Origin of the sequence: Muricoccus vinaceus (assembly GCF_042433125.1) — a bacterium.
Taxonomy (GTDB): domain Bacteria; phylum Pseudomonadota; class Alphaproteobacteria; order Acetobacterales; family Acetobacteraceae; genus Roseomonas; species Roseomonas vinacea.
In genome coordinates this window covers 65,205-83,605 of sequence record NZ_JBHLVZ010000114.1, presented here as the reverse complement: position 1 = coordinate 83,605, position 18,401 = coordinate 65,205, and the positions used below count along the sequence as shown (strand labels likewise).

The following is an 18,401-nucleotide window of genomic DNA, read 5'->3' as shown; positions in this document are numbered from 1 at the left end:
TCAAGCTGCGGGTGGCTTCGACGGAGGACGTGTTCAGGCTGCTCGTGCTCGCTGCTGAATAACTCACCTTTAGGTTATTTGGGTCAGCCCGAACACCACCCTGGGTTGATAATACGCATGTGTTTTAGCTAGTTTTGCCATCGCAGCCATTCCACACGGACAGGCAGAACAAGGGAGATGGTGCCGGCACATGTCCCAGATGTTGCAGGATCAGATCGCCAAGCTGCACGACGAGGCCCAGGCGTGTCGCGAGGTGGCATCTCACATCAGTCTCAGGGTCGCCGCTGAGTCCCTGCTGGAGACGGCCAGGGCATTCGATCGCCAGGCGGCTCTGTTGGAGCGCCTGCGGGAAAAGGAGGAGAAAGACGTCGGGGCCATCGCTTCAGTTGGGTGAAAGGTCACTGTAAGCAGACCTCACTACCTTCGGTTGTGGGCAGATACGTTATCGGCCCGGGTAACCCGGTGAAGGCAGCGGCGTCTGATGCTCAAAAGTGCTTACGTCATCATTCCCGCTTTACTGGTCTGTTTGGGTGTCATGTGTTTCCTGCTCTGGCAGGAGATCGTGCAGGCACGGCAAAGCAACACACCTTCGGCTGAGCAGAGCAAACCCAAAAGCGATTGAGTGCCGCGGCCGCCGACAACGCGGATCCTCACCAGCCTGCTCTTTGCGAAGCGTGCTGCTGCTGTCCCCCAGGATGAACTCGCCAGCGGTGACGTTCAAAGCCTGTTCATGCCGGCGGCGTCCTGCCGGCCCTGATGATGACGCCCGACGCGGATCGAGAGCCGGTTCGATCGCGCAAGGCAAACGCCGGAAGCCGCCCGCGGTGGCTCACCAAGCCGGACAAGGGTTATGGCCGGGCTTGGGGCGCGTGCGGCCTGTCTGGCCCAATGCCTACAAGCCGAGAGCGCTGAGCGCCCGCTTGGCCTTGAGTTCGAGCAGCTTGGCCTTTGCCGCTGCGTGGGCATTCTCGGCGGAAACGAACCCACGGGTCGAAGCGGCAATGCTTTGGTGGCCGCTCGCCAGGCGCCATCGCCAAGGCTCAGCGCCGGAGCCACTGCGCTCGACCAGGACCTGCACCTGCGCCAATCCCTGGTCGCCCAGCGCCATCGTACATTCCCTCCCCGCGGCTTGCTGGCCAGCGACGCCAGTAACGATGAGCGGGACACACGCTCAATGTTCCTTTGGTAAGGAAATGTGCAGCCGCCCCGCTGCCCGCCGGGCGACGATAAGCCGCGAGGAGAAGCCACGGCCTGGCGGGGTCCAAGGCGCGAGCACCTCCGAAGCCCGGCGGTACGACGAAGAACAAACAAGCCAGGACCGGAGGGAGCAGTCTCATCCTCGGCGAAGAGGCTTACCCCCCGCCGTCCCCGCCTCCTCCACCATCGCCAGCGCCAGCGCCACCCCCATCTCCCCCGGCATCACCACCGTCGGCACCATCCGCCGCAGCCTCTGCCGGCGCGTCAGATGCAGCACCGCCGCCGCCAGCGCCTGCGGTGCTGCCGTGGCCGGCTTCCGGCTGGGCGTCGTGGGTGGTGAGCCGATGCAGGTAAGCGAGAGCGATGCCGAACAGCCCTGGCGGCACAACCATGGTGTCGTCCTCCTCAGCTCCGCGACGCTAGTCTTCTTCGCTGTCCGGTGCCTACCCGCTGCCGCCTGCCCGCAGGCGCTGCGGCGATTGCTCCGGATCCTCTGCCCATCACGGGCGATCCGCCAGCCGTGGCCGGCTGAGCCCGCCCCTCGACACTCGACGACCACCTCAGGGGGAGACACCAAGCGGAGGCGATCGGGAATAAGTTTGTCGGCCGGTGAGAAGGCCCTCGGCTTCGAAAGCCGTGCCCAGCAGGCTCTGTGGGGATGACCACGGGGGTTGGTGACTGATGCCGGCCCAGGGCAGGCCCCGGGAACATGCCCCCAGTGTGCCCCCAGTGTGCCCCCGGGAAATGGGCGGGGACGAGTGGAGCGGGCGATGGGAATCGAACCCACGACATTCAGCTTGGGAAGCTGACGTTCTACCTCTGAACTACGCCCGCGCCATGCGAGACTCCTAGCGCAGGCCACGTATGCGTGCAATCCGCGCCCTTGCCCTTCGGGGGTGCCGCGGACTAGCTTGCCCCCGGCGCCGCACCCCGTGGAGCCGCTCGCGATTTGTCGGCCAGCTTGCGGCGAGCATAAAGAAACGCGCTAAACGGCCGTGGCAGCGGGCTTCCCCGCTGCCCGACCGGGCCATCCGTGACTTGATGGAACCGCCCGTTATGCCCAGGACCCTCCCGGACGCCCCCTTCCGCCCCGCCACGCTCCTCGTGCGCGGAGGCCAGAACCGTTCTTCCTTTGACGAGATGTCCGAGGCGGTGCACCTCACTTCGGGCTTCATGTACGAGAGCGCGGAGCAGGCGGAGGACACCTTCCTCGGCACGGTGCAGCACTTCCAGTATTCCCGCTTCGGCAACCCGACGATCGAGGCCCTGCAGAACAAGCTGGCGGCGCTGGAGGGGGCGGAGGCCTGCCGCGTCACGGCCTCCGGCATGGCGGCGGTGCACGGGGCCATGCTCGCCCATCTCAAGACCGGGGACCGGGTGGTGGCGTCCCGTGCGCTGTTCGGCTCCTGCCACTGGATCGTCTCCACCCTGCTGCCGCGCTACGGCATCGAGACGGTGTTTGTGGACGGCACGGACCTCGACCAGTGGCGCGAGGCCTTCCGCAAGCCCGCCGCGATGGTGCTGCTGGAGACGCCGTCCAACCCGATGCTGGAACTGGTGGACCTGCCGGCCGTGGCGGAGCTGGCCCATGCGGCGGGCGCGGTGGTGGTGGTGGACAACGTCTTCGCGACCCCCCTGCTTCAGAAGCCGCTGACCATGGGCGCGGACGTGGTGGTTTATTCCGCCACCAAGCACTTCGACGGCCAGGGCCGCGTGCTGGGCGGCGCCGTGCTTGGCTCGCGCAAGTGGGTGGACGAGGTGCTTCAGCCCTTCATCCGCAACACCGGGCCGAGCATCTCTCCCTTCAACGCCTGGGTGATCCTCAAGGGGCTGGAAACGCTGCACCTGCGCGTGCCCGCCATGTGCGCCAACGCGGCCGCGGTCGCGGACTTCCTGGCCGGGCGGGCGGAGGTGTCGCGCACGCTTTACCCCTTCCTGGCCAGTCACCCCCAGCAGGCGCTGGCGCGGGCGCAGATGTCGGCGGGCGGCACGCTGGTGACCTTCGACGTGGCGGACCAGGGCGATGGTGCGAAGGCGGCGGCCTTCAGGGTGCTGAACGCGCTGAAGCTGGTGGACATCTCCAACAACCTCGGCGATGCCCGCAGCATGGTGACCCACCCGGCCACCACCACCCACATGAAGGTCGGGCCGGAGGAGCGGGCGCGGCTCGGCATCAACGACGGAACGGTGCGGCTCTCGGTCGGGCTGGAGGATGTGCAGGACGTGATCGAGGACCTGGCCCAGGCGCTGGATGCCTCGCGCGAAAGCCTTCGTCCCGGGCTGCGGGACGCGGGCGGAGGCACGGCCGCGGGCGTGTCCCGGGCGGCTGGTCCGGCGCGCTGAGCGGCACCGGCCGGCCCAGGGCCAACAAGGCGGGATTGACAGGGTCGGCGGCAGGCTTCTTCGCTTCGCCGTCGCCTTGGAGGAGAAGGTGCTGATGAGCGAGGCCGGTGCCTTTACCGCCGTGACGCGCGGCCTCCGGGTGACCGTGCGCAGCTTCTTCCTGGTGGACCAGTCCGATCCGGAGGAGGGGCGCTATGTCTGGGCCTACCGCGTGCAGATCTCCAATGAGGGCCGCGACACCGTGCAGCTTCTCAGGCGAAGCTGGAACATCACCGATGCCCAGGGCCGGACGCAGCAGGTGCATGGCGACGGCGTGGTGGGGGAGCAGCCGGTGCTCGAGCCCGGCGAGGTCTTCGAGTACACCTCGGGCACGCCGCTCGCGACGCCCTCGGGCTTCATGCGGGGGACCTACCACATGGTGGTCACGACCAGTGGGGAAGCCTTCGATGCCGAGATCCCCGCCTTCAGCCTGGACAGCCCTCACGGCCGCGGCGCCTTGAACTGAGGATCGGGGGAGCGCTGCCCTCCCGTTTCTTGCGGGGAAACGCCCGCGCTTTCACGATCTGGGTACCGTCCCATCTCGATTTCCACGCCGCGCGACCGAACGCGGCCCTGCCATGCCCGAAGGAACGCCTGACGTGACCGAGCAGAACTCTCCCATCCTCCAGCCCACCGGCACCGGTACGAGCCTCCGCTGCGACCTGGTGCGCCCGAGCCAGCAGGAGGCCGAAGCGGCGGTGCGGACGCTCCTGCTCTGGGCCGGGGACGACCCGGACCGGGAGGGGCTGCTGGACACGCCATCCCGCGTGGCGCGCTCCTACCGCGAGCTGTTCGCGGGATACGAGACCGATCCCGTGCAGCTCCTCCAGCGCTCCTTCGAGGAGGTGGCGGGCTATGACGAGATGGTGGTGCTGCGGGATATCCGGCTGGAAAGCCACTGCGAGCACCACATGGTGCCGATCATCGGGCGCGCGCATATCGGCTACATGCCGCGCGGCCGGGTGGTGGGCATCAGCAAGCTCGCGCGCGTGGTGGATGCCTTCGCCAAGCGGCTCCAGATCCAGGAAAAGCTCACGGCGCAGATCGCGAACGCCATCAACGACGTCCTGGACCCGCTGGGGGTGGCGGTGGTGCTGGAGGGTTCGCACCAGTGCATGACCACGCGCGGGGTCCACAAGACTGGCGTGGCCATGGTGACCAGCACCATGCTCGGCGCCTTCCGCGACGACCATGCGACGCGGCGGGAGTTCCTGTCGATCATCAACGGACGGGCGAACACCTTCGAGGGGTGAGGCTCCCGTCATGAGCGACGCCCCCGGCCTGGAGCCGGGGGCGCCTTTCGCGCGCGGGCGGCGGTGGCCTGCCTGACTTCAGCAATCCCGGCGGAAGAAGCCGGCCGAGCGGTTGGCACGGGCCGCGTCGGCGTAGGAGCCTGTCACGGCGGCGCGCTGCTCCGTGCCGGCGGCATTGGCATAGGCCTCCCGGCAGTAGGAATCCCCGGCGGCGGGGGCGGCGGCATAGCCCTGCTGCTGCACCGGCCGGCCATAGGCATCGCGCGGGTAGCCCTCCCCCTGGCCCACATAAGCTGGCACGGGCGCCGCATAGGGCGTGCCGTAATTCCCCTGCGCCTGGGCGGCGGGATAGGGGGAGCCATAGGGCGTGGCATATCCCTGAGCCACAGGGGCGGCATAGCCGACGGGGGCGGGTGCCGTGGCGTAATAGGGCTCGCTGGGGGCGCAGGCGGCCAGGCCCACGCCCAGGGCGAGGACCGGCAGCATCGCAAGGCGGGTGCGGGGCATGGCGTGTCTCCTTGTGGAGGGAAAGCGCCCGGGGCCCGTTGTGGTTTCGATCCGGCCCGGGTGCCGCGCCGGGAGAGTTCCGGAATGCCGCGCGGACGACGCGCCCGCTCGCGCGGACCGGGGCTCAGACGGGTGCTGCCGAAGGCCAGGGCGGCCGCGGCGGGCTTCCTCGCGGGGCCACTGGCCAGTCCGCCTCGGCAGCGCCGCTCCGATGGGGGGCTGACCCTTTCGGGCCCCCTTCAGCCCTGCGGAAGATCCTGGCGCTGGATGCCTTCGGGCGAATCGATGGGCGCGACCGGAGCGGTGGGGGTGGTTTCCAGCAACCAGTCACGCAGGTTGCGGCGGACCTGAAGCTCGAACTCCACGTTCAGGTCCTCCATGGCGCGGACCATCAGGGTTTCGGCCGCCCGCGCATGGGCGGCCGTGCCGCTGCCGATGCCGCTGACCGCCCGGCGCGCCTCGGCCTCCGCGAAGGCCACGCGGCGGTCATCGTTCAGCACCTCCACGCGGGCCCGGAGCACCACGGCGACGGAATCGCCGGCGTGGATCAGGTCGGCAGCCTCCACCACGAAGCGGGCGCGGCCGGTGGTGCCAGAGGGAAAGACGCGGTCGCGGCCCATTCGCGCCACCTCGGCCGCGGGAAGGATAGGGGCGGGCGGATCGACGCGGCCCTGCTGCGGCGTGTCGATCACCTCCAGGTCCGCCACGTTCAGGCGCAGCGGCGTGAGATAAGCATAGCCCTGCAGGCGCGGCGGCGCGGGCAGCGGCTCGCTCCCGCCGCAGCCGGCCAGGGCGGCGGCAAGGGAAAGACCCAGCGCCCCCAGGGCGCGGCGGCGATCCATCCCTCCATCGGACCCATGGTTTGGCCCGTGGTTCATCCCTGGGCGGGCCGGCGTGGCGGAACCTGTCATGGCGTTGCGGGATTCCCGGGTGTCAGTTTTTTCGCGTTAGCCGATCAGGCCCGCCCCGCACCACCCCTCACCTCTCCACGGTCGAAGCGGAAGGCAAGGTTGCAGAACTCGCAGTTCATGGTGATCTGCCCGTCCTCGGCCATGTCGTCGAGGTCGCTCTCGGGGAAGCCCTGCAGCACGCCGGCCAGCCGCGCGCGGGAGCAGCGGCAGCCATAGGAAAGCGCCCGGGGGTGGTCCACCAGCAACCCCTCGGCGTGGAACAAGCGGTGCAGAAGCTGGTCGGAGGACAGGGCATCGTCCAGCATCTCTTCCTCCTTCACGGTGCCGGCCAGGATGGTGGCGGTGCGCCAGGCCTCGTCGGCCTCATCGTCCTCCTGCCCGTCGATGCCGCCTTCCGCGGCCACGCGCTCCAGGATCAGGGCGGTGGCGCGCCAGCCCTGCGGCGTGCGCTGGCAGGCCAGGCGCACAAAGGCCTGGAGCTGCTCGGAGGTGCGGAAATAGGAGTCGGTCATGTCCGCCAGGGTGTCGCCGGCGATGGAAACGATGCCCTGGTAGCGGTCCATGTCCGGGCCCTGGTCGCAGGTGAAGGCAAGATAGCCGCGGCCCAGAAGCTGGCTCGCCTCCCCCTTGGGCGAGGCGCCCTCCGCCGGGCGGGCATAGCCGCGCAGGTCGCCGGAATCGGTGCAGTCGGCCAGCAGCATGGGCACGGGCCCGTCGCCCTTCGCCTGCAGGGAGAAGGAGCCGCGGAACTTCAGCGCGGCCGCGAGGCCGGCGGTGAGGGCCAGTGCCTGCCCGAGCAGGCGGGAAACATCCGCCGGCAGGTCGTGGCGGCCGATCAGGGCTTCGGCCAGGCTGCCCAGGCGCACCAGCCGTCCGCGCACGGGGCGGCCCTGCAGATGGAAGGGCAGGATGGCGCGCGGCATCACCGTATCGGGCACCGGCGGGCGCTCATGGTTGAACAGGGCGGGGGTATCGGAGGGGCGGGTCGCGTCTTGCACCCGCCCTACATAGTCAGGACCAGGGGGGACTCACAGGGCCCGGCACCCGCGCCTGGCACATGCCCCCTGCCCCGCGCCGCCTCTCAGTAGAGGGCGCTGGGCGGGAGGCCGTCCCGCATGTCGTCCACGACGCCGCGCACGCCTTCCACTCTGTGGGCGATGGCGTGCAGGCCGCGGCGGACAGCGGCGGAGCGGGCGAAGCCCTGGAAGGCCACGATGCCGTCGCGGACGGAGACATAGGTGTAGAAGGTGTCGGCCCAGGGCTGCTCGCGGATCTCCTTCCAGATGGCATCGCGCAGGCGCTGGTCCTCGGCGGCGCCGGCAGCGAGCGAGGGCGGCGGCACCAGCAGGGCCTGGAGAAGGTCGGCGCGCGAGACAAGGCCGACGAGTTGGCCGTCCCGCAGCACGGGCACCCGGCGGATGCCGCGCTCCTCCATGATGTGGGCGATGTGCTCAACCGAGGCGTCCTCGCCCACCGTGATCACGCTGCGGGTCATCACGTCCTCGGCCAACATGCCGTTGACCTGGGCGTAGCGCTCCGCATCGCGGTCGCGGTTGCCGAAGAGGCGGCGCAGCCAGCCGGGCAGGCCATCCTCGGCGCCGCTCAGGCGGCGGATGAGGTCCAGCTCGGTGACGATGCCCAGCAGGGTGCCGGCGGAGGAGATCACCGGCACGGCGGAAATGCCGCGCTCGGACAGGAGCTGGGCCACGGCGGAAACAGGCATGGAAGGGGGAATGCTCACCACCTCCCGCGTCATCAGGTCGCGGGCGCTGAGGGATTCCATCACGAGGGCGGACATCGGGGGCTCCAGGGCTTGTGCCTGGCGCAACACTGGTCCGGCCGGGGAGGCAGTGCCTTGATCCTGATCAAGCAACAGGGTCCCGCACCGCCTGCGCGGCAGGCCCGGGGCCCGGCGGGAGCCTCAGCCCAGGCCCATCGCCCAGAGAAGCACGCCTTTCTGCGCGTGCAGCCGGTTCTCGGCCTCGTCGAACACCACGCTCTGCGGGCCGTCGATCACCTCCTGGGTGATCTCCTCGCCGCGATGCGCGGGCAGGCAGTGCATCACCACGGCATCCGGCGCCGCGTGGCGCATCAGGGCGGCGTTGAGCTGGTAGGGGGCGAGCAGGTTGTGGCGGTTCACCGCCGCCGCGTCGGGCTTCTCGTCGGACATGGAGACCCAGGTGTCCGTCACCACGCAGCGGGCGCCACGCACGGCGGCCGCGGGATCGTCGGTTTCCTCGATCCGCGCGCCCTCGCGCCGGGCCCAGGCCACCAGCTCGCCGGGGGCGCGGAGCGCGTCGGGGGTCGCCAGGCGCAGCGTGAAGTCGAAGCGCGCGGCGGCCTGGATGAAGGACTGGGCGACGTTGTTGCCGTCCCCGGTCCAGGCGATGGTCTGCCCCGCGATGGGGCCGCGGTGCTCCTCGAAGGTCAGCACGTCCGCCATGATCTGGCAGGGGTGGGACACGTCGGTCAGGCCGTTGATCACGGGCACCGTCGCGTGCTCCGCGAGGCCGCGCAGCTTCGCCACGTCGTCGGTGCGCAGCATGATGGCATCCACGTAGCGCGACAGGACCTTGGCGGTGTCGGCCGGCGTCTCGCCGCGGCCGAGCTGCATGTCCCGCCCCGACAGCACCACGGCATGGCCGCCGAGCTGGGTGATGCCCACCTCGAAGGAGACGCGCGTGCGGGTGGAGGGCTTCTCGAAGATCAGCGCGATGCTTTTCCCCGCCAGCGGCTTGCCCGGAACGCGGCCCGCCTTGGCGTCGCGCGCGAGGTCGAGCATGCGGCGCAGCGTCGCGGTGTCGAAGTCCATCACCTCCAGGAAGTGGCGGGGGGCCACCGGCCCCCCGTCCACCGTCTTCAGCGCGGCACTCACTTGGCCGCCGCCTTCGCCTCGCTCGGCGTCAGGCGCAGGCAGGTGCGGTCGAGCAGGCGGAGCGCCTCGTCCACCTCGGCCTCGGTGATGACGAGCGGCGGCGCGACGCGCAGCACGTTCATGCCGGCGGCCACGGTCAGCAGGCCCTCGGCCAGGGCGGCGCCCTGCATTTCCGTGTTCGAGACAGCGTCGGTCAGGCGCAGGCCCAGCAGCAGCCCCGCGCCCTGCACGCCCATGATCACCTTGGGATGGCGCGCCGCGAGGTCGAGCATGCCGCGCCAGAGGTGGCGCGCCACGCGGTCCACGGTGTCGAGGAAGCCCGGCGCCAGGATCACGTCCAGCACGGCATTCCCCGCGGCGCAGGCGAGCGGGCCGCCGCCATAGGTGCTGCCATGGGTGCCGGGCTTGAGGTGCACCGCCACCTTTTCCTTCGCCAGCGTCGCCGCCAGCGGGAAGCCGCCGCCGATGCCCTTGGCGGAGGACATGATGTCCGGCTCGATCCCGGCCCATTGGTGGGCCCAGAGCTTGCCGGAGCGGCCCATGCCGGTCTGCACCTCGTCCAGCGCCAGCAGCAGGCCGAACTCGTCGCAGGTGGCGCGAAGCTCCTGCAGGAAGCGGAGATCCGCCGGGCGCACGCCGCCCTCGCCCTGCACGGGCTCGATCATGATGGCGGCCGTTTCCTTCGTGATCGCCTGGCGCACGGCGTTCATGTTGCCGAAGGGAACGTGGTCAAAGCCTTCAACCGGCGGGCCGAAGCCTTCCAGGTACTTCTTGTTGCCGGTGGCGGAGATCATCGCCAGCGTCCGGCCATGGAAGGCGCCCTCGAAGCAGATGGTGCGGAAGCGCTCGGGCTGCCCGGCATCGGCGTGGAACTTGCGCACTGCCTTCACCATGGCCTCGTTCGCCTCGGCGCCCGAGTTGGAGAAGTAGACGCTGTCCGCGAAGGGCGTCGCCTCCACGAGGCGCGCGGCAAGGCGCTCCGCCTGCGGGATGCGGTAAAGATTGGAGCTGTGCATCACGCGCCCGGCCTGTTCCGCGATGGCGGAGACAAGGTGGGGATGCGCGTGGCCGAGGCTGCTGGTCGCGATTCCGGCGCCGAAGTCGAGGTATCGTCGGCCCTGCCCGTCCCACAGCCAGGCGCCCTCCCCCCGCTCAAAGGCGAGGTCGGCACGGTTGTAGTTCGGCATCAGGGCGGGGATCACGCGGCGTGGCCCTCCGGAAAGGCCCGCGGGCGTTGCGGGTGTCGCGTCGCCGGGCGGGAAGCGGAGGAAGATGGCGGAAAGGACCCGTGGGGTCAAAGGCCCACCGAACACAAGATCACAGGTCACACGATCACGAAGCGCATGGCCGCCGGGACGGCGAAACGGAAAAGGGGCGCCGCAACGGCGGCGCCCCTCGGGATCGTCAGCGCGGTGTCGCCGGAGGCGGTTCAGCTGCCCTGGTTGGTGAAGGCGGGCTGGCCGGCAGGCCCGGTGGCGCCATTCGCCGCCGGGGCAGCGGCGGGACGCGCGGTGGTCGCCGGGCGGCGAGCGGCGTTGGAGGCACGAACGGCGCGGCGGCGGGCCCCCGGCCGGCAATCGGCCGGGTCCGTGGTGCCGAGGGCGCGGGAAACGGCGGTGCCGGGCGGGTTGCCGGCCGTGCAGTCCGGACGGTTGTCCACGTTCAGCGGGTCGCCGATGCGCTCGTTGGTGCGCTCGGCGGCGCGGCCCACCGCGGTGCCGGGCGGGTTGCCGGGGCGGCCGTCAGCCGGGGTGCGGTCGCCGGTCACGCTGTCGGCCGCGCGCTGCGTCATGGTGGAAGGCGGGTTGCCCGGCGCGCCGTCGGGCCGGTTCGCGGTGTTCAGCGGGTCGTTGCTGCAGGCAGCGAGGCCGACGAAGGCAAAAGCCAGCGTGGCGGCGCGAAGGGTGGGGAACGGCATTGGGTTCTCTCCCGAGACGGGTTGTTCGGCCCTGCGCACTTGGCTGGACCTGAAGGGGCAACGCGGGATTCTCGCACCGGTTCCTTGCGCCGCCCGGGAACGTTCCACCCCGTGACTTAAATATCCTCCACCTGCCGCTCGGCTGCCCCAGAGCGCGAAGGGCCCGGACCTGCCGGCCCGAGCCCTCGCGTCGCTCCCGTGCGGATCAGCCCCGCAGGATCAGCCGCGGCGCGCTGCGTCGTAGGAATAGGCCGGCAGCGAGGTCAGGCTTTCCCGCGTGGCGCCGGTGATGGTCCAGCGGTTGTCCGCGGCCGACCAGCGGAGCTCGGACATGGGAACGGCGACCAGCTTGGCGCCGATGCCCAGGAAGCCGCCGACCGAGACCACCGCCATGGGCGAGGCGTTGCCCTGCGCGAGGATCAGGTCATCCACCGAGCCGATGGACTCGTTGCGCTCGTTGAACACGCTGGAGCCGATGATGCGGCTGGCGCGCTCCGTCTGGGCCGACGGGGCGGTGGCGCCGGACGCGGCACCCGTGGCAGCGCCGGCCGTCGCCGCCGTGCCCATGGGGCGGGAGCCGCCGTTCGGCCCGGCCGGATTGGCCGGCGCATTGCCCGCCGCCTGGTTCTGCAGCGGCACGGACATGGTGCCGGCACGGGCCTGGCCGCCCTCGGGCGTGGCGTTCACCGGGCCGGGCATGCCGCTGCCCTGGGCACCGCTCTGGGACTGGCTGCTGCCCATGGCGCCCGGGTTGGCACTGGCCGCCGGCGGCTCGTTGTCGCGGCGGCCACCCTGCGCGGCCTCGCCCCGACCGGTCACGGTGGCGCGGTTGCCGTCCGTGGCGGCAGGGGAGGTGCCACCCTGCTCGTTCTGCGGGAAGGCGCCGGACATGTTGGTGCCGAGGGCACGGTCCACGCCGCGGGTGACCACGGTGCCCGGCGGGTTGCCCGGGGCGCCGTCCGCGCGGTTCTGGGTGTTCGCGGGATCGCCGGCACGCTGGTTGGCGTCCCCCGCGTTGCCCAGGGCGCGGTCCGTGGCGCGGCCCAGCGCGGTGCCGGGCGGGTTGCCGGGAGTGCCGTCCGCACGGTTCTGCGTGTTCAGCGGATCACCCGCGCGCTGGTTGGCGTTGGAGGCGGCATCGCCGGCACGATCCGCCGCGCGGCCGGCCGCCGTGCCCGGCGGGTTGCCCGGCGTGCCGTCGGCGCGCGTCGGGTTGCCCGTGGCGGCGTCCGCCGCGCGCTGGGTGGCGGTGGAGGGAGGGTTGCCGGGCGTGCCGTCGCGCGGAGCCTGCGCCTGCGCTGCGGCGCCCATGGCGAGAAGGGCGGCGGCGGCGGTGAAGCCGAGGAGGCTGGACCGGGTGGAACGAGCGTTCATGCGTCGTTTTCCTTGTGACTGGCGTGACCCGACCCTTGGCGAGGCCGGAAGGTTCATGTCCCGGACGGCGCCCCGACTGGCGGAGAGAGACTGGCCGGGGCGCTGGGCCGGAACGCTTGCCGCGGCGGCCGGGGGCGCCCGCACCGGACCGGCGATGGGGATCGACCAGGGAACGCCACCCGGGCGGCCACGGTTGCGCTCCGGGCCGTCCGGCGCGGGTGGCGGCCCCTCCCCGCCCGGGGCGGGGCGTGGCAGGGTTGGGGCATGCGCGAGACGAACGAGCCAGGGGCAAAGGGAGCCGAGACAAAGGGGCGGACGCCGCGCCCGCGGCGCGAGCGCCGGCCCGTCACCGCCGGCCCGCCCCCCACCGAGGCGCGCCTCCAGGAAGCCGCGCTGAACCATCTGGCGCGCTTCGCCGCCACCGAGGCGGGGCTCGCGCGCGTGCTGTCCCGCCGGGTGGCGCGCTGGGCGCAGCGGGCGGGTCAGGAGGGCATGGCACCCGAGGCGATCGCGCCCGTCGTGGCGGCGGGGCGGGCGGCGGCCCAGGCCGTGGCAAGAAAGATGGTCGCGGCCGGCGCCGTGGACGACGCCGCCTTCGCCGCGGCCCGCACGCGCCGGCTGTCCCGTGCCGGGCGGTCCCGCCGTGCCATCGCGGCGCATCTGGCGGCCAAGGGCGTGGGCGGGGAAACGGCTGCGGACATGCTGGAGGAGACGGAAACGGACGAGGTGACGGCCGCGCTGGCCCATCTTCGCCGCCGTCGCCAGGGCCCCTTCGACCCGGCGCCGCCGGAAGAGGCGGAGGCGGCGCGCGCGGCCAGGATGAAGGCCATGGGTTCGCTGGCCCGCGCCGGCTTCCCGCGAGACGTGGCCGAGGCGGCGTTGGACACGGACCCCGCCGAGGCGGAGGCGCGGATCATCGCCTCCCGGCAGGGATAGCGCCCCGGCCAATTTTCCCGGCGCGTTTTCCCGGCGCGCAGCATGCGCGGCCGTCGCGGCAAACCGCCCGCGCGCAACCGGTTTCCCGGAGCGGGGGCACAGGGTGCCTTCGCACAGGCTTTCCCTTGGCCGGGCTTCAACAGGAGCATTCCCAGGGCGAACGGCCAGGCGCGGCGCGGCAGGAACACGTGGCGGGTGGAGCGGCCACAGGAACGATCGAATGCGCGGCGATGCCTCCGTCCGATCCCGGCCGGGCGGAGCGGAAGGGCGCCGCGCATGGCGCGGTTCCGCGCCCCCGCCTATAGGACGGGGATGCGCGTGGTCTTCACCTGGGCCGGCATGTGGCGCGGCGTCCGGCGAGGCGTCCCGCTCCTGCTGGGCATCATCCCCTTCGGCCTGGTGGTCGGGGTCATTTCCCTGGGCAAGGGGCTGAGCCTGGCGGAAACCCTGCTGATGAGCGGACTGGTTTTCGCCGGGGCCTCGCAGTTGCTCGCCCTCGAACTGTGGTCGGACCCGCCGGACATCCTGGCGGTCGCGATCGCTGCCCTGGTGGTGAACATCCGCATGGTGCCGCTCGGCGCCGCGCTGTCCTTCTGGCTGAACCATCTCAGGGGCTGGCGGCTGTGGTCCTCGCTGTTCGTGACGGTGGACCATTCCTTCGCTCTTTCCGTGGCCGAGCACCGTGCGGGAGAGCGGGACGCGGCCTTCCTTCTCGGCCTGGGAATCCTGACCTGGATGGGCTGGGTGGCCTCCGCCGGGGCGGGTCACCTGCTGGGCGCGGCGGTGGCGCTGCCGCCCAGCCATCCGCTGTTCTTCGCGGCCACGGCGACCTTTGTCGCGATCCTCGTCGCGCTGTGGCGCGGGCCGCGGCAGGACATCCCGCCCTGGCTGGCCGCCGCCGCCGCCGCCCTGGCCGCCCAGGCGCTGCGCCTGCCCGCACCGCTGCCGCTGCTGGCCGGGGCCTTCGCCGGGGCCCTGCTGGGCGCCCGGATGGAGGCGCGCGCGGCGCGGGGCGCCCGCCCGTGACGCTGCGCTGGGACGTGACGCTGGCGATCCTGGCCATGGGGATCGTCACCTATCTCTGCCGGGCCGGTGGCTATGCCGTGCTGCGCGCGGTGAAGACCCCGCCCTTCGTGGATGCCCTGCTGCGCAACCTGCCGGCGCCACTCTTCGCGGCCTATGTGGCGCTGGCGCTGTCGCGCCAGGACCTCGCGGCGGTGGCGGCCAGCCTGGCCTGCGCGGCGGCGCAGCTGCGCTGGCGCAACTTCGGCGTTTCCATCGGCGTCGGGGTCGCGGCCATGGCGGGGCTGCGCTGGGCGGGGATGTAGCCAGGCCTTTTCCCCGGCGGACGCGCACGGGCTGCCATGCCGCCCCGGGCGCAGGGCTGCCCCTGTGAAATCCTGCTTTGCACGCGCCTTGATCGGGTTTACCGGGCCACCACATCGCAGCCCGTGCCGGAGGCGCCCACCATGTCCAAGATCCACGTCATCCACGAGAACCCCGAATGGCTCCCGCCGCTGGCGCGCGCCTTCGACCAGCGCGGCCTGCCCTGGGCGGAATGGGACCTGTCCTCGGGCAGCTTCGACCTGTCCTCCCCGCCGCCGGAGGGGGTGTTCTACAACCGCATGTCGGCGTCCTCGCACACGCGCGGGCACCGCTATTCCGCGGAGCTGACGGCGGCGGTACTCGCCTGGCTGGAACGCTACGGCCGCCGCGTGGTGAACGGGCCGCGCGCGCTGGACCTGGAGATCAGCAAGGCCCGGCAGTACGCGGCGCTGGAGGCGGCGGGGATCGCCGTGCCGGCCACCGTGGTGGTGCGGGGCGAGGCCGGGGACGTGGTGGACGCCGCGCGCCGCCGCTTCGGCACCGGCCCGCTGATCCTGAAGCCGAACCGGGGCGGCAAGGGCCTGGGCGTGCGGCTTTTCGCTGACTCCGACGCCCTGGCGGCCTTCATGGCCGACGCCCCGGCCGATGAGCAGCCGGCGGACGGGCTCTGGCTGCTGCAGGACTACGTGCGCTCCGCGCGCCCCTTCATCACCCGCGCGGAGTTCGTCGGCGGCCGCTTCCTTTACGCGGTGGAGGTGGACACCTCCTCGGGCTTCGAGCTGTGCCCGGCGGATGTCTGCGAGGTGCCCGCGCCTTCGGCCGCGATCGGCGACGCCGCCTGCCCCGTCGGCACATCGGCGGCACCGGCGCCCGGCCCGCGCTTCCGCGTGATCCCCGAGGGGATCGAGGCCGCCCAGCGGGAAAGGCTGGAACGCTTCCTGGCCGGCAACGGCGTGGAGGTGGCGGGGATCGAGTTCATCCGCACGCCGGAGGGCCGGGTGCTGACCTACGACGTGAACACCAACACCAACTACAACCCGGATGCCGAGGCCGCGGCCGGCCTGGCCGGCACCGACCGCTCCGGCCCCGGCGCCATCGCGGCCTTCCTGGGCGCGGCGCTGGCGCCGACGCGGCGCGCGGCGGCCTGACACAAGGCCGGGGGGGAGGGAACTCTCCCCCTGGCCGCTCGGATTCCGGCAAGCCCGGCGCGTGATCCGCGCCCGCGTCAGGGCCGCCCCTGGCCCATCCCCGCCCGCAGCCGCCCGCAGCCGCCCGATGCCGGCCGCGATCTCGGTCGCGGTGCCGACAAGGCTGACCGGGCCGTCAAAGGACATCGCGTTGCGCGGCGTGCCCGGAAAGGCGGAGCCATCGGGGTCCAGGACCATGGTGGTGCCGCCCGCATGGTGGATGGCGGCCAGCCCGCGCGACCCGTCGTCCAGCGAGCCCGAAAGCACCACGCCGGTCATGCGCGGGCCGGCGACGCGCACCGGAATGGGCGAGGCGCGGGCGAGGATGTCGCGCAGGTGGCCGATGCGGTCCACCGGGTGGTGGAGCACGGCCAGGATCGCCGCGGGCGTCGGGCAAGGCAGGGCCTGGAGCGGCGCCTGGATGTCGCGAAGCCCGCTCCCGCCGGACCCGCCGATGGCGACCACGGGCAGGAGGGGCGGAGTGGAGATGGCGGCGTCATCCGCTGGGAGCGCCGGGTCGTCGCACGCTCCGCCATGCAAGGCCAGTCGGCCGTTTTTACGCCGCCACCGGGGCGCGACATGAAACCGTTGCGGAATCAATATCGAAGCAGGGCGGCACATGGTTTGCTCCCGGCGTGGTCCGGAGGTGTCCCATGTCAAAGATGAATCATGATGTCGCGGTTCGCCGCGTCCCTGCCGCGCGGCGAGCCGCCCTCGCCGCACTCAGGGCGGCGGCGGTCGCGTTGCCGGTGGCCCTGGCGATGCCGGCGAAGGCCGCGCCCGTTGTTCTCCTGAACGACAGCTTCAACACCGAGAATGGCGCCGTCGGCTCGGCCGAGTACAGCGGCTTCGCGAACTGGAGCGCGGCCAATGTCGACCTTCTCGCGCCCGGCTATTTCTTCAGCCTTTGCCAGGCCGCCGGAGGCAGCACCCCCTGCCTGGACATGGAGGGAAGCGGCAACGGCTCCCTCACCACGCTCACCGCCTTCGCGCGTCCGGCGGGGCCGGTGAGCATCCAGTTCGACCTCGCCGGCGACCAGCGCGGGCGCGGCAACAACACCGTTTCCGTGTCGCTGGTGAGCACGCTCGGGACGGTCCTGTTCAACGAGGTCTTCTCGCTCGCGGCGAACGCGGCCTTCTCCACGATCACGCGGAGCTTCGACCTCCTCGCGCCCGCCTCGGCGCGGCTGGGCTTCCTCAGCGGCGGCCCCGCCGACTCCATGGGGCTCCTGCTGGACAACGTGATCCTGACCCAGGGCGGAACGGGGACGGGCGGGAACCCCGGCGGCAATCCCGGGCCTGTTCCGGTGCCGGAGCCGGGAAGCCTCGGGCTGCTCATGGTGTCGCTCGCCGGGATGGCGGGGCTGGCGCGCCGCCGGCGAAGCTGAGCCGGCCGCGCGCGGCTCAGAGCCCCGCGAAAAGCTCCGTGGACAAGTAACGCTCGGCGAAGCTGGCGGCGATGCCCACCACGAGCTTGCCGGCCATGGCGGGGTCGCGCGCCACCTCCAGCGCCGCGTGCAGCACGGCGCCGGAGGAGATGCCGATGGGGATGCCCTCCTCCCGCGCGCAACGGCGCGCGGCGACCAGCGCGTCGCGTTCGGAAACACGCATCACGGCGTCCATCAGGCCGAGTTCCAGCACCCGCGGGCAGAAGCCGGCGCCCAGGCCCTGGATGTCGTGGGGCCCGGGCTCATCGCCGGACAGCACGGCGGATTCGGCGGGCTCCACGGCGATCACCCGCAGGCCCGGGCGGCGCGGCTTGAGGACGCGCGCGATGCCCGTCAGCGTGCCGCCGGTGCCGACGCCGCCCACCACCGCGTCCAGCTCCCCCGCCGTGTCCTCCCAAAGCTCCTCCGCCGTGGTGGCGGCGTGGATGGCGGGGTTGGCGGGGTTGTCGAACTGCCGGGGCATCCAGGCGCCGGGCATTTCCGCCAGGATGGCCTCCGCGCGCGCGATGGCGCCGGGCATGCCGCGCAGGGCGGGGGTGAGCACGAGCTCGGCGCCCATCAGCCCCATCATCCGGCGCCGCTCCAGGCTGGCGCCGTCCGGCATCACCACGATCAGGCGATAGCCCTTGGCCGCGGCCACGAAGGCCAGCGCGATGCCGGTGTTGCCCGAGGTGGGCTCCACCAGCGTGGAATGGCCGGGGGTGATCAGCCCGGCGCGTTCCGCCTCCTCCACCATGGCCAGGCCGATGCGGTCCTTCACGGAGCCGAGCGGGTTGAAGAACTCCAGCTTGAGGGCGAGGCGGGCGGGCAGGCGCTCGGCGGCCTCCAGCCGGGGCAGGCGGACCAGGGGGGTGCCGCCGACCGTCTCCAGGATGCTGGCATGCAGGCGCCCGCGCGGCGGCGGGGCAGGCGAAGCGGGGTTGGCGGGCATGGGCAGGGCTTATCATGGCGGGGCCGGGTGGCGTCCATCGTCCACCCCATGCCCGGCGGTGGATTCATACCCCGGACCGGCGGAAAATCGATCATTCCATTTCGTTGACCAAAGGAGGGCGCGGGCCGAATTCTTGGGCATCGAGGATCCATCCAG

At 71.9% G+C, this 18,401-nt stretch carries 20 protein-coding genes, 1 tRNA gene, 1 pseudogene and 1 riboswitch; of the genes and pseudogenes, 9 read left to right on the top strand and 13 right to left on the bottom strand.

Annotated elements, in window-relative coordinates:
• Positions 1 to 190: 190 nt before the first annotated feature.
• Entirely contained in the window at positions 191 to 394 is a 204-nt protein-coding gene (locus tag ACFFIC_RS29190) for a hypothetical protein (protein ID WP_377057093.1), read from the top strand.
• Between the two features lie 498 nt (positions 395 to 892).
• Here the strand turns inward: ACFFIC_RS29190 and ACFFIC_RS29185 are convergent, their stop codons facing one another.
• The 3 genes from ACFFIC_RS29185 to ACFFIC_RS29175 all read right to left on the bottom strand — a co-directional run bounded on the left by ACFFIC_RS29185 (position 893) and on the right by ACFFIC_RS29175 (position 2,031).
• A complete protein-coding gene (locus tag ACFFIC_RS29185) occupies positions 893 to 1,108 on the bottom strand; it encodes a hypothetical protein (RefSeq protein ID WP_377057091.1) in 216 nt (71 codons plus the stop codon).
• Positions 1,109 to 1,333: 225 nt separating this feature from the next.
• Positions 1,334 to 1,474, bottom strand: a complete 141-nt coding sequence (locus ACFFIC_RS29180; protein ID WP_377057089.1) for a hypothetical protein — start codon at positions 1,472 to 1,474, stop codon at positions 1,334 to 1,336.
• Between the two features lie 482 nt (positions 1,475 to 1,956).
• Positions 1,957 to 2,031: transfer RNA gene (locus ACFFIC_RS29175), tRNA-Gly, on the bottom strand.
• A gap of 97 nt (positions 2,032 to 2,128) precedes the next feature.
• A riboswitch (SAM riboswitch) is annotated at positions 2,129 to 2,206 on the top strand.
• Between the two features lie 47 nt (positions 2,207 to 2,253).
• On the opposite strand from ACFFIC_RS29175, the gene metZ reads away from it, so the two are divergent.
• The 3 genes from metZ (at position 2,254) to folE (ending at position 4,832) form a co-directional block, all read left to right on the top strand.
• The gene (gene metZ / locus ACFFIC_RS29170) at positions 2,254 to 3,540 is read left to right on the top strand and encodes an O-succinylhomoserine sulfhydrylase (RefSeq protein WP_377057087.1); all 1,287 of its coding nucleotides are present in this window, start codon (positions 2,254 to 2,256) and stop codon (positions 3,538 to 3,540) included.
• A gap of 94 nt (positions 3,541 to 3,634) precedes the next feature.
• Positions 3,635 to 4,045, top strand: coding sequence for a Co2+/Mg2+ efflux protein ApaG (gene apaG / locus ACFFIC_RS29165; protein ID WP_377057083.1), 411 nt, complete (start codon positions 3,635 to 3,637; stop codon positions 4,043 to 4,045).
• Positions 4,046 to 4,199: 154 nt separating this feature from the next.
• Entirely contained in the window at positions 4,200 to 4,832 is a 633-nt protein-coding gene (gene folE / locus ACFFIC_RS29160; RefSeq protein ID WP_456306981.1) for a GTP cyclohydrolase I FolE, read from the top strand.
• Positions 4,833 to 4,910: 78 nt separating this feature from the next.
• Here the strand turns inward: folE and ACFFIC_RS29155 are convergent, their stop codons facing one another.
• The 8 genes from ACFFIC_RS29155 to ACFFIC_RS29120 form a co-directional block, all read right to left on the bottom strand.
• On the bottom strand, positions 4,911 to 5,339 hold the full coding sequence (locus tag ACFFIC_RS29155) for a hypothetical protein (RefSeq protein ID WP_377057079.1): 429 nt from the start codon (positions 5,337 to 5,339) through the stop codon (positions 4,911 to 4,913).
• Positions 5,340 to 5,578: 239 nt separating this feature from the next.
• Entirely contained in the window at positions 5,579 to 6,181 is a 603-nt protein-coding gene (locus ACFFIC_RS29150) for a hypothetical protein (RefSeq protein WP_377057077.1), read from the bottom strand.
• 113 nt (positions 6,182 to 6,294) lie between these two features.
• Positions 6,295 to 7,248 carry an Hsp33 family molecular chaperone HslO gene (gene hslO / locus ACFFIC_RS29145; protein ID WP_377057075.1) on the bottom strand — a complete coding sequence of 318 codons (954 nt, stop codon included), beginning with the start codon at positions 7,246 to 7,248 and terminating at the stop codon, positions 6,295 to 6,297.
• Between the two features lie 83 nt (positions 7,249 to 7,331).
• Positions 7,332 to 8,048 (bottom strand): CBS domain-containing protein, encoded by a 717-nt coding sequence (locus ACFFIC_RS29140; RefSeq protein ID WP_377057073.1) that lies wholly within the window; start codon positions 8,046 to 8,048, stop codon positions 7,332 to 7,334.
• Positions 8,049 to 8,171: 123 nt separating this feature from the next.
• Entirely contained in the window at positions 8,172 to 9,125 is a 954-nt protein-coding gene (gene argF, locus ACFFIC_RS29135; RefSeq protein WP_377057071.1) for an ornithine carbamoyltransferase, read from the bottom strand.
• On the bottom strand, positions 9,122 to 10,327 hold the full coding sequence (locus ACFFIC_RS29130) for an aspartate aminotransferase family protein (protein WP_377057069.1): 1,206 nt from the start codon (positions 10,325 to 10,327) through the stop codon (positions 9,122 to 9,124). The genes argF and ACFFIC_RS29130 overlap by 4 nt, the downstream gene beginning before the upstream one ends.
• A 227-nt stretch (positions 10,328 to 10,554) precedes the next feature.
• Positions 10,555 to 11,043, bottom strand: coding sequence for a hypothetical protein (locus tag ACFFIC_RS29125; RefSeq protein WP_377057067.1), 489 nt, complete (start codon positions 11,041 to 11,043; stop codon positions 10,555 to 10,557).
• A 219-nt stretch (positions 11,044 to 11,262) separates the two neighbouring features.
• Complete coding sequence (locus ACFFIC_RS29120; RefSeq protein ID WP_377057065.1) at positions 11,263 to 12,417, bottom strand: PRC-barrel domain-containing protein; 1,155 nt, start codon at positions 12,415 to 12,417, stop codon at positions 11,263 to 11,265.
• A gap of 264 nt (positions 12,418 to 12,681) precedes the next feature.
• Between ACFFIC_RS29120 and ACFFIC_RS29115 the strand changes: the two genes are divergently transcribed.
• The 4 genes from ACFFIC_RS29115 (at position 12,682) to ACFFIC_RS29100 (ending at position 15,827) form a co-directional block, all read left to right on the top strand.
• Complete coding sequence (locus tag ACFFIC_RS29115) at positions 12,682 to 13,353, top strand: RecX family transcriptional regulator (RefSeq protein WP_377057063.1); 672 nt, start codon at positions 12,682 to 12,684, stop codon at positions 13,351 to 13,353.
• Positions 13,354 to 13,629: 276 nt separating this feature from the next.
• Entirely contained in the window at positions 13,630 to 14,379 is a 750-nt protein-coding gene (locus tag ACFFIC_RS29110; RefSeq protein WP_377057061.1) for an AzlC family ABC transporter permease, read from the top strand.
• Positions 14,376 to 14,681 (top strand): AzlD family protein, encoded by a 306-nt coding sequence (locus tag ACFFIC_RS29105; protein WP_377057059.1) that lies wholly within the window; start codon positions 14,376 to 14,378, stop codon positions 14,679 to 14,681. Before ACFFIC_RS29110 ends, ACFFIC_RS29105 begins: the two co-directional genes overlap by 4 nt.
• A 141-nt stretch (positions 14,682 to 14,822) precedes the next feature.
• Complete coding sequence (locus tag ACFFIC_RS29100; RefSeq protein ID WP_377057057.1) at positions 14,823 to 15,827, top strand: ATP-grasp domain-containing protein; 1,005 nt, start codon at positions 14,823 to 14,825, stop codon at positions 15,825 to 15,827.
• Positions 15,828 to 15,971: 144 nt separating this feature from the next.
• Here ACFFIC_RS29100 and ACFFIC_RS29095 read toward each other — a convergent pair.
• A pseudogene (locus tag ACFFIC_RS29095) lies at positions 15,972 to 16,145 on the bottom strand (chemotaxis protein CheB); the annotation flags it as partial.
• A 374-nt stretch (positions 16,146 to 16,519) separates the two neighbouring features.
• Here ACFFIC_RS29095 and ACFFIC_RS29090 point away from each other — a divergent pair.
• On the top strand, positions 16,520 to 17,254 hold the full coding sequence (locus ACFFIC_RS29090) for a PEP-CTERM sorting domain-containing protein (RefSeq protein ID WP_377057055.1): 735 nt from the start codon (positions 16,520 to 16,522) through the stop codon (positions 17,252 to 17,254).
• Positions 17,255 to 17,270: 16 nt separating this feature from the next.
• On the opposite strand, the gene cysK is transcribed toward ACFFIC_RS29090, so the two are convergent.
• Positions 17,271 to 18,245, bottom strand: a complete 975-nt coding sequence (cysK, locus tag ACFFIC_RS29085) for a cysteine synthase A (protein ID WP_377057053.1) — start codon at positions 18,243 to 18,245, stop codon at positions 17,271 to 17,273.
• Between the last annotated feature and the right edge of the window lie 156 nt (positions 18,246 to 18,401).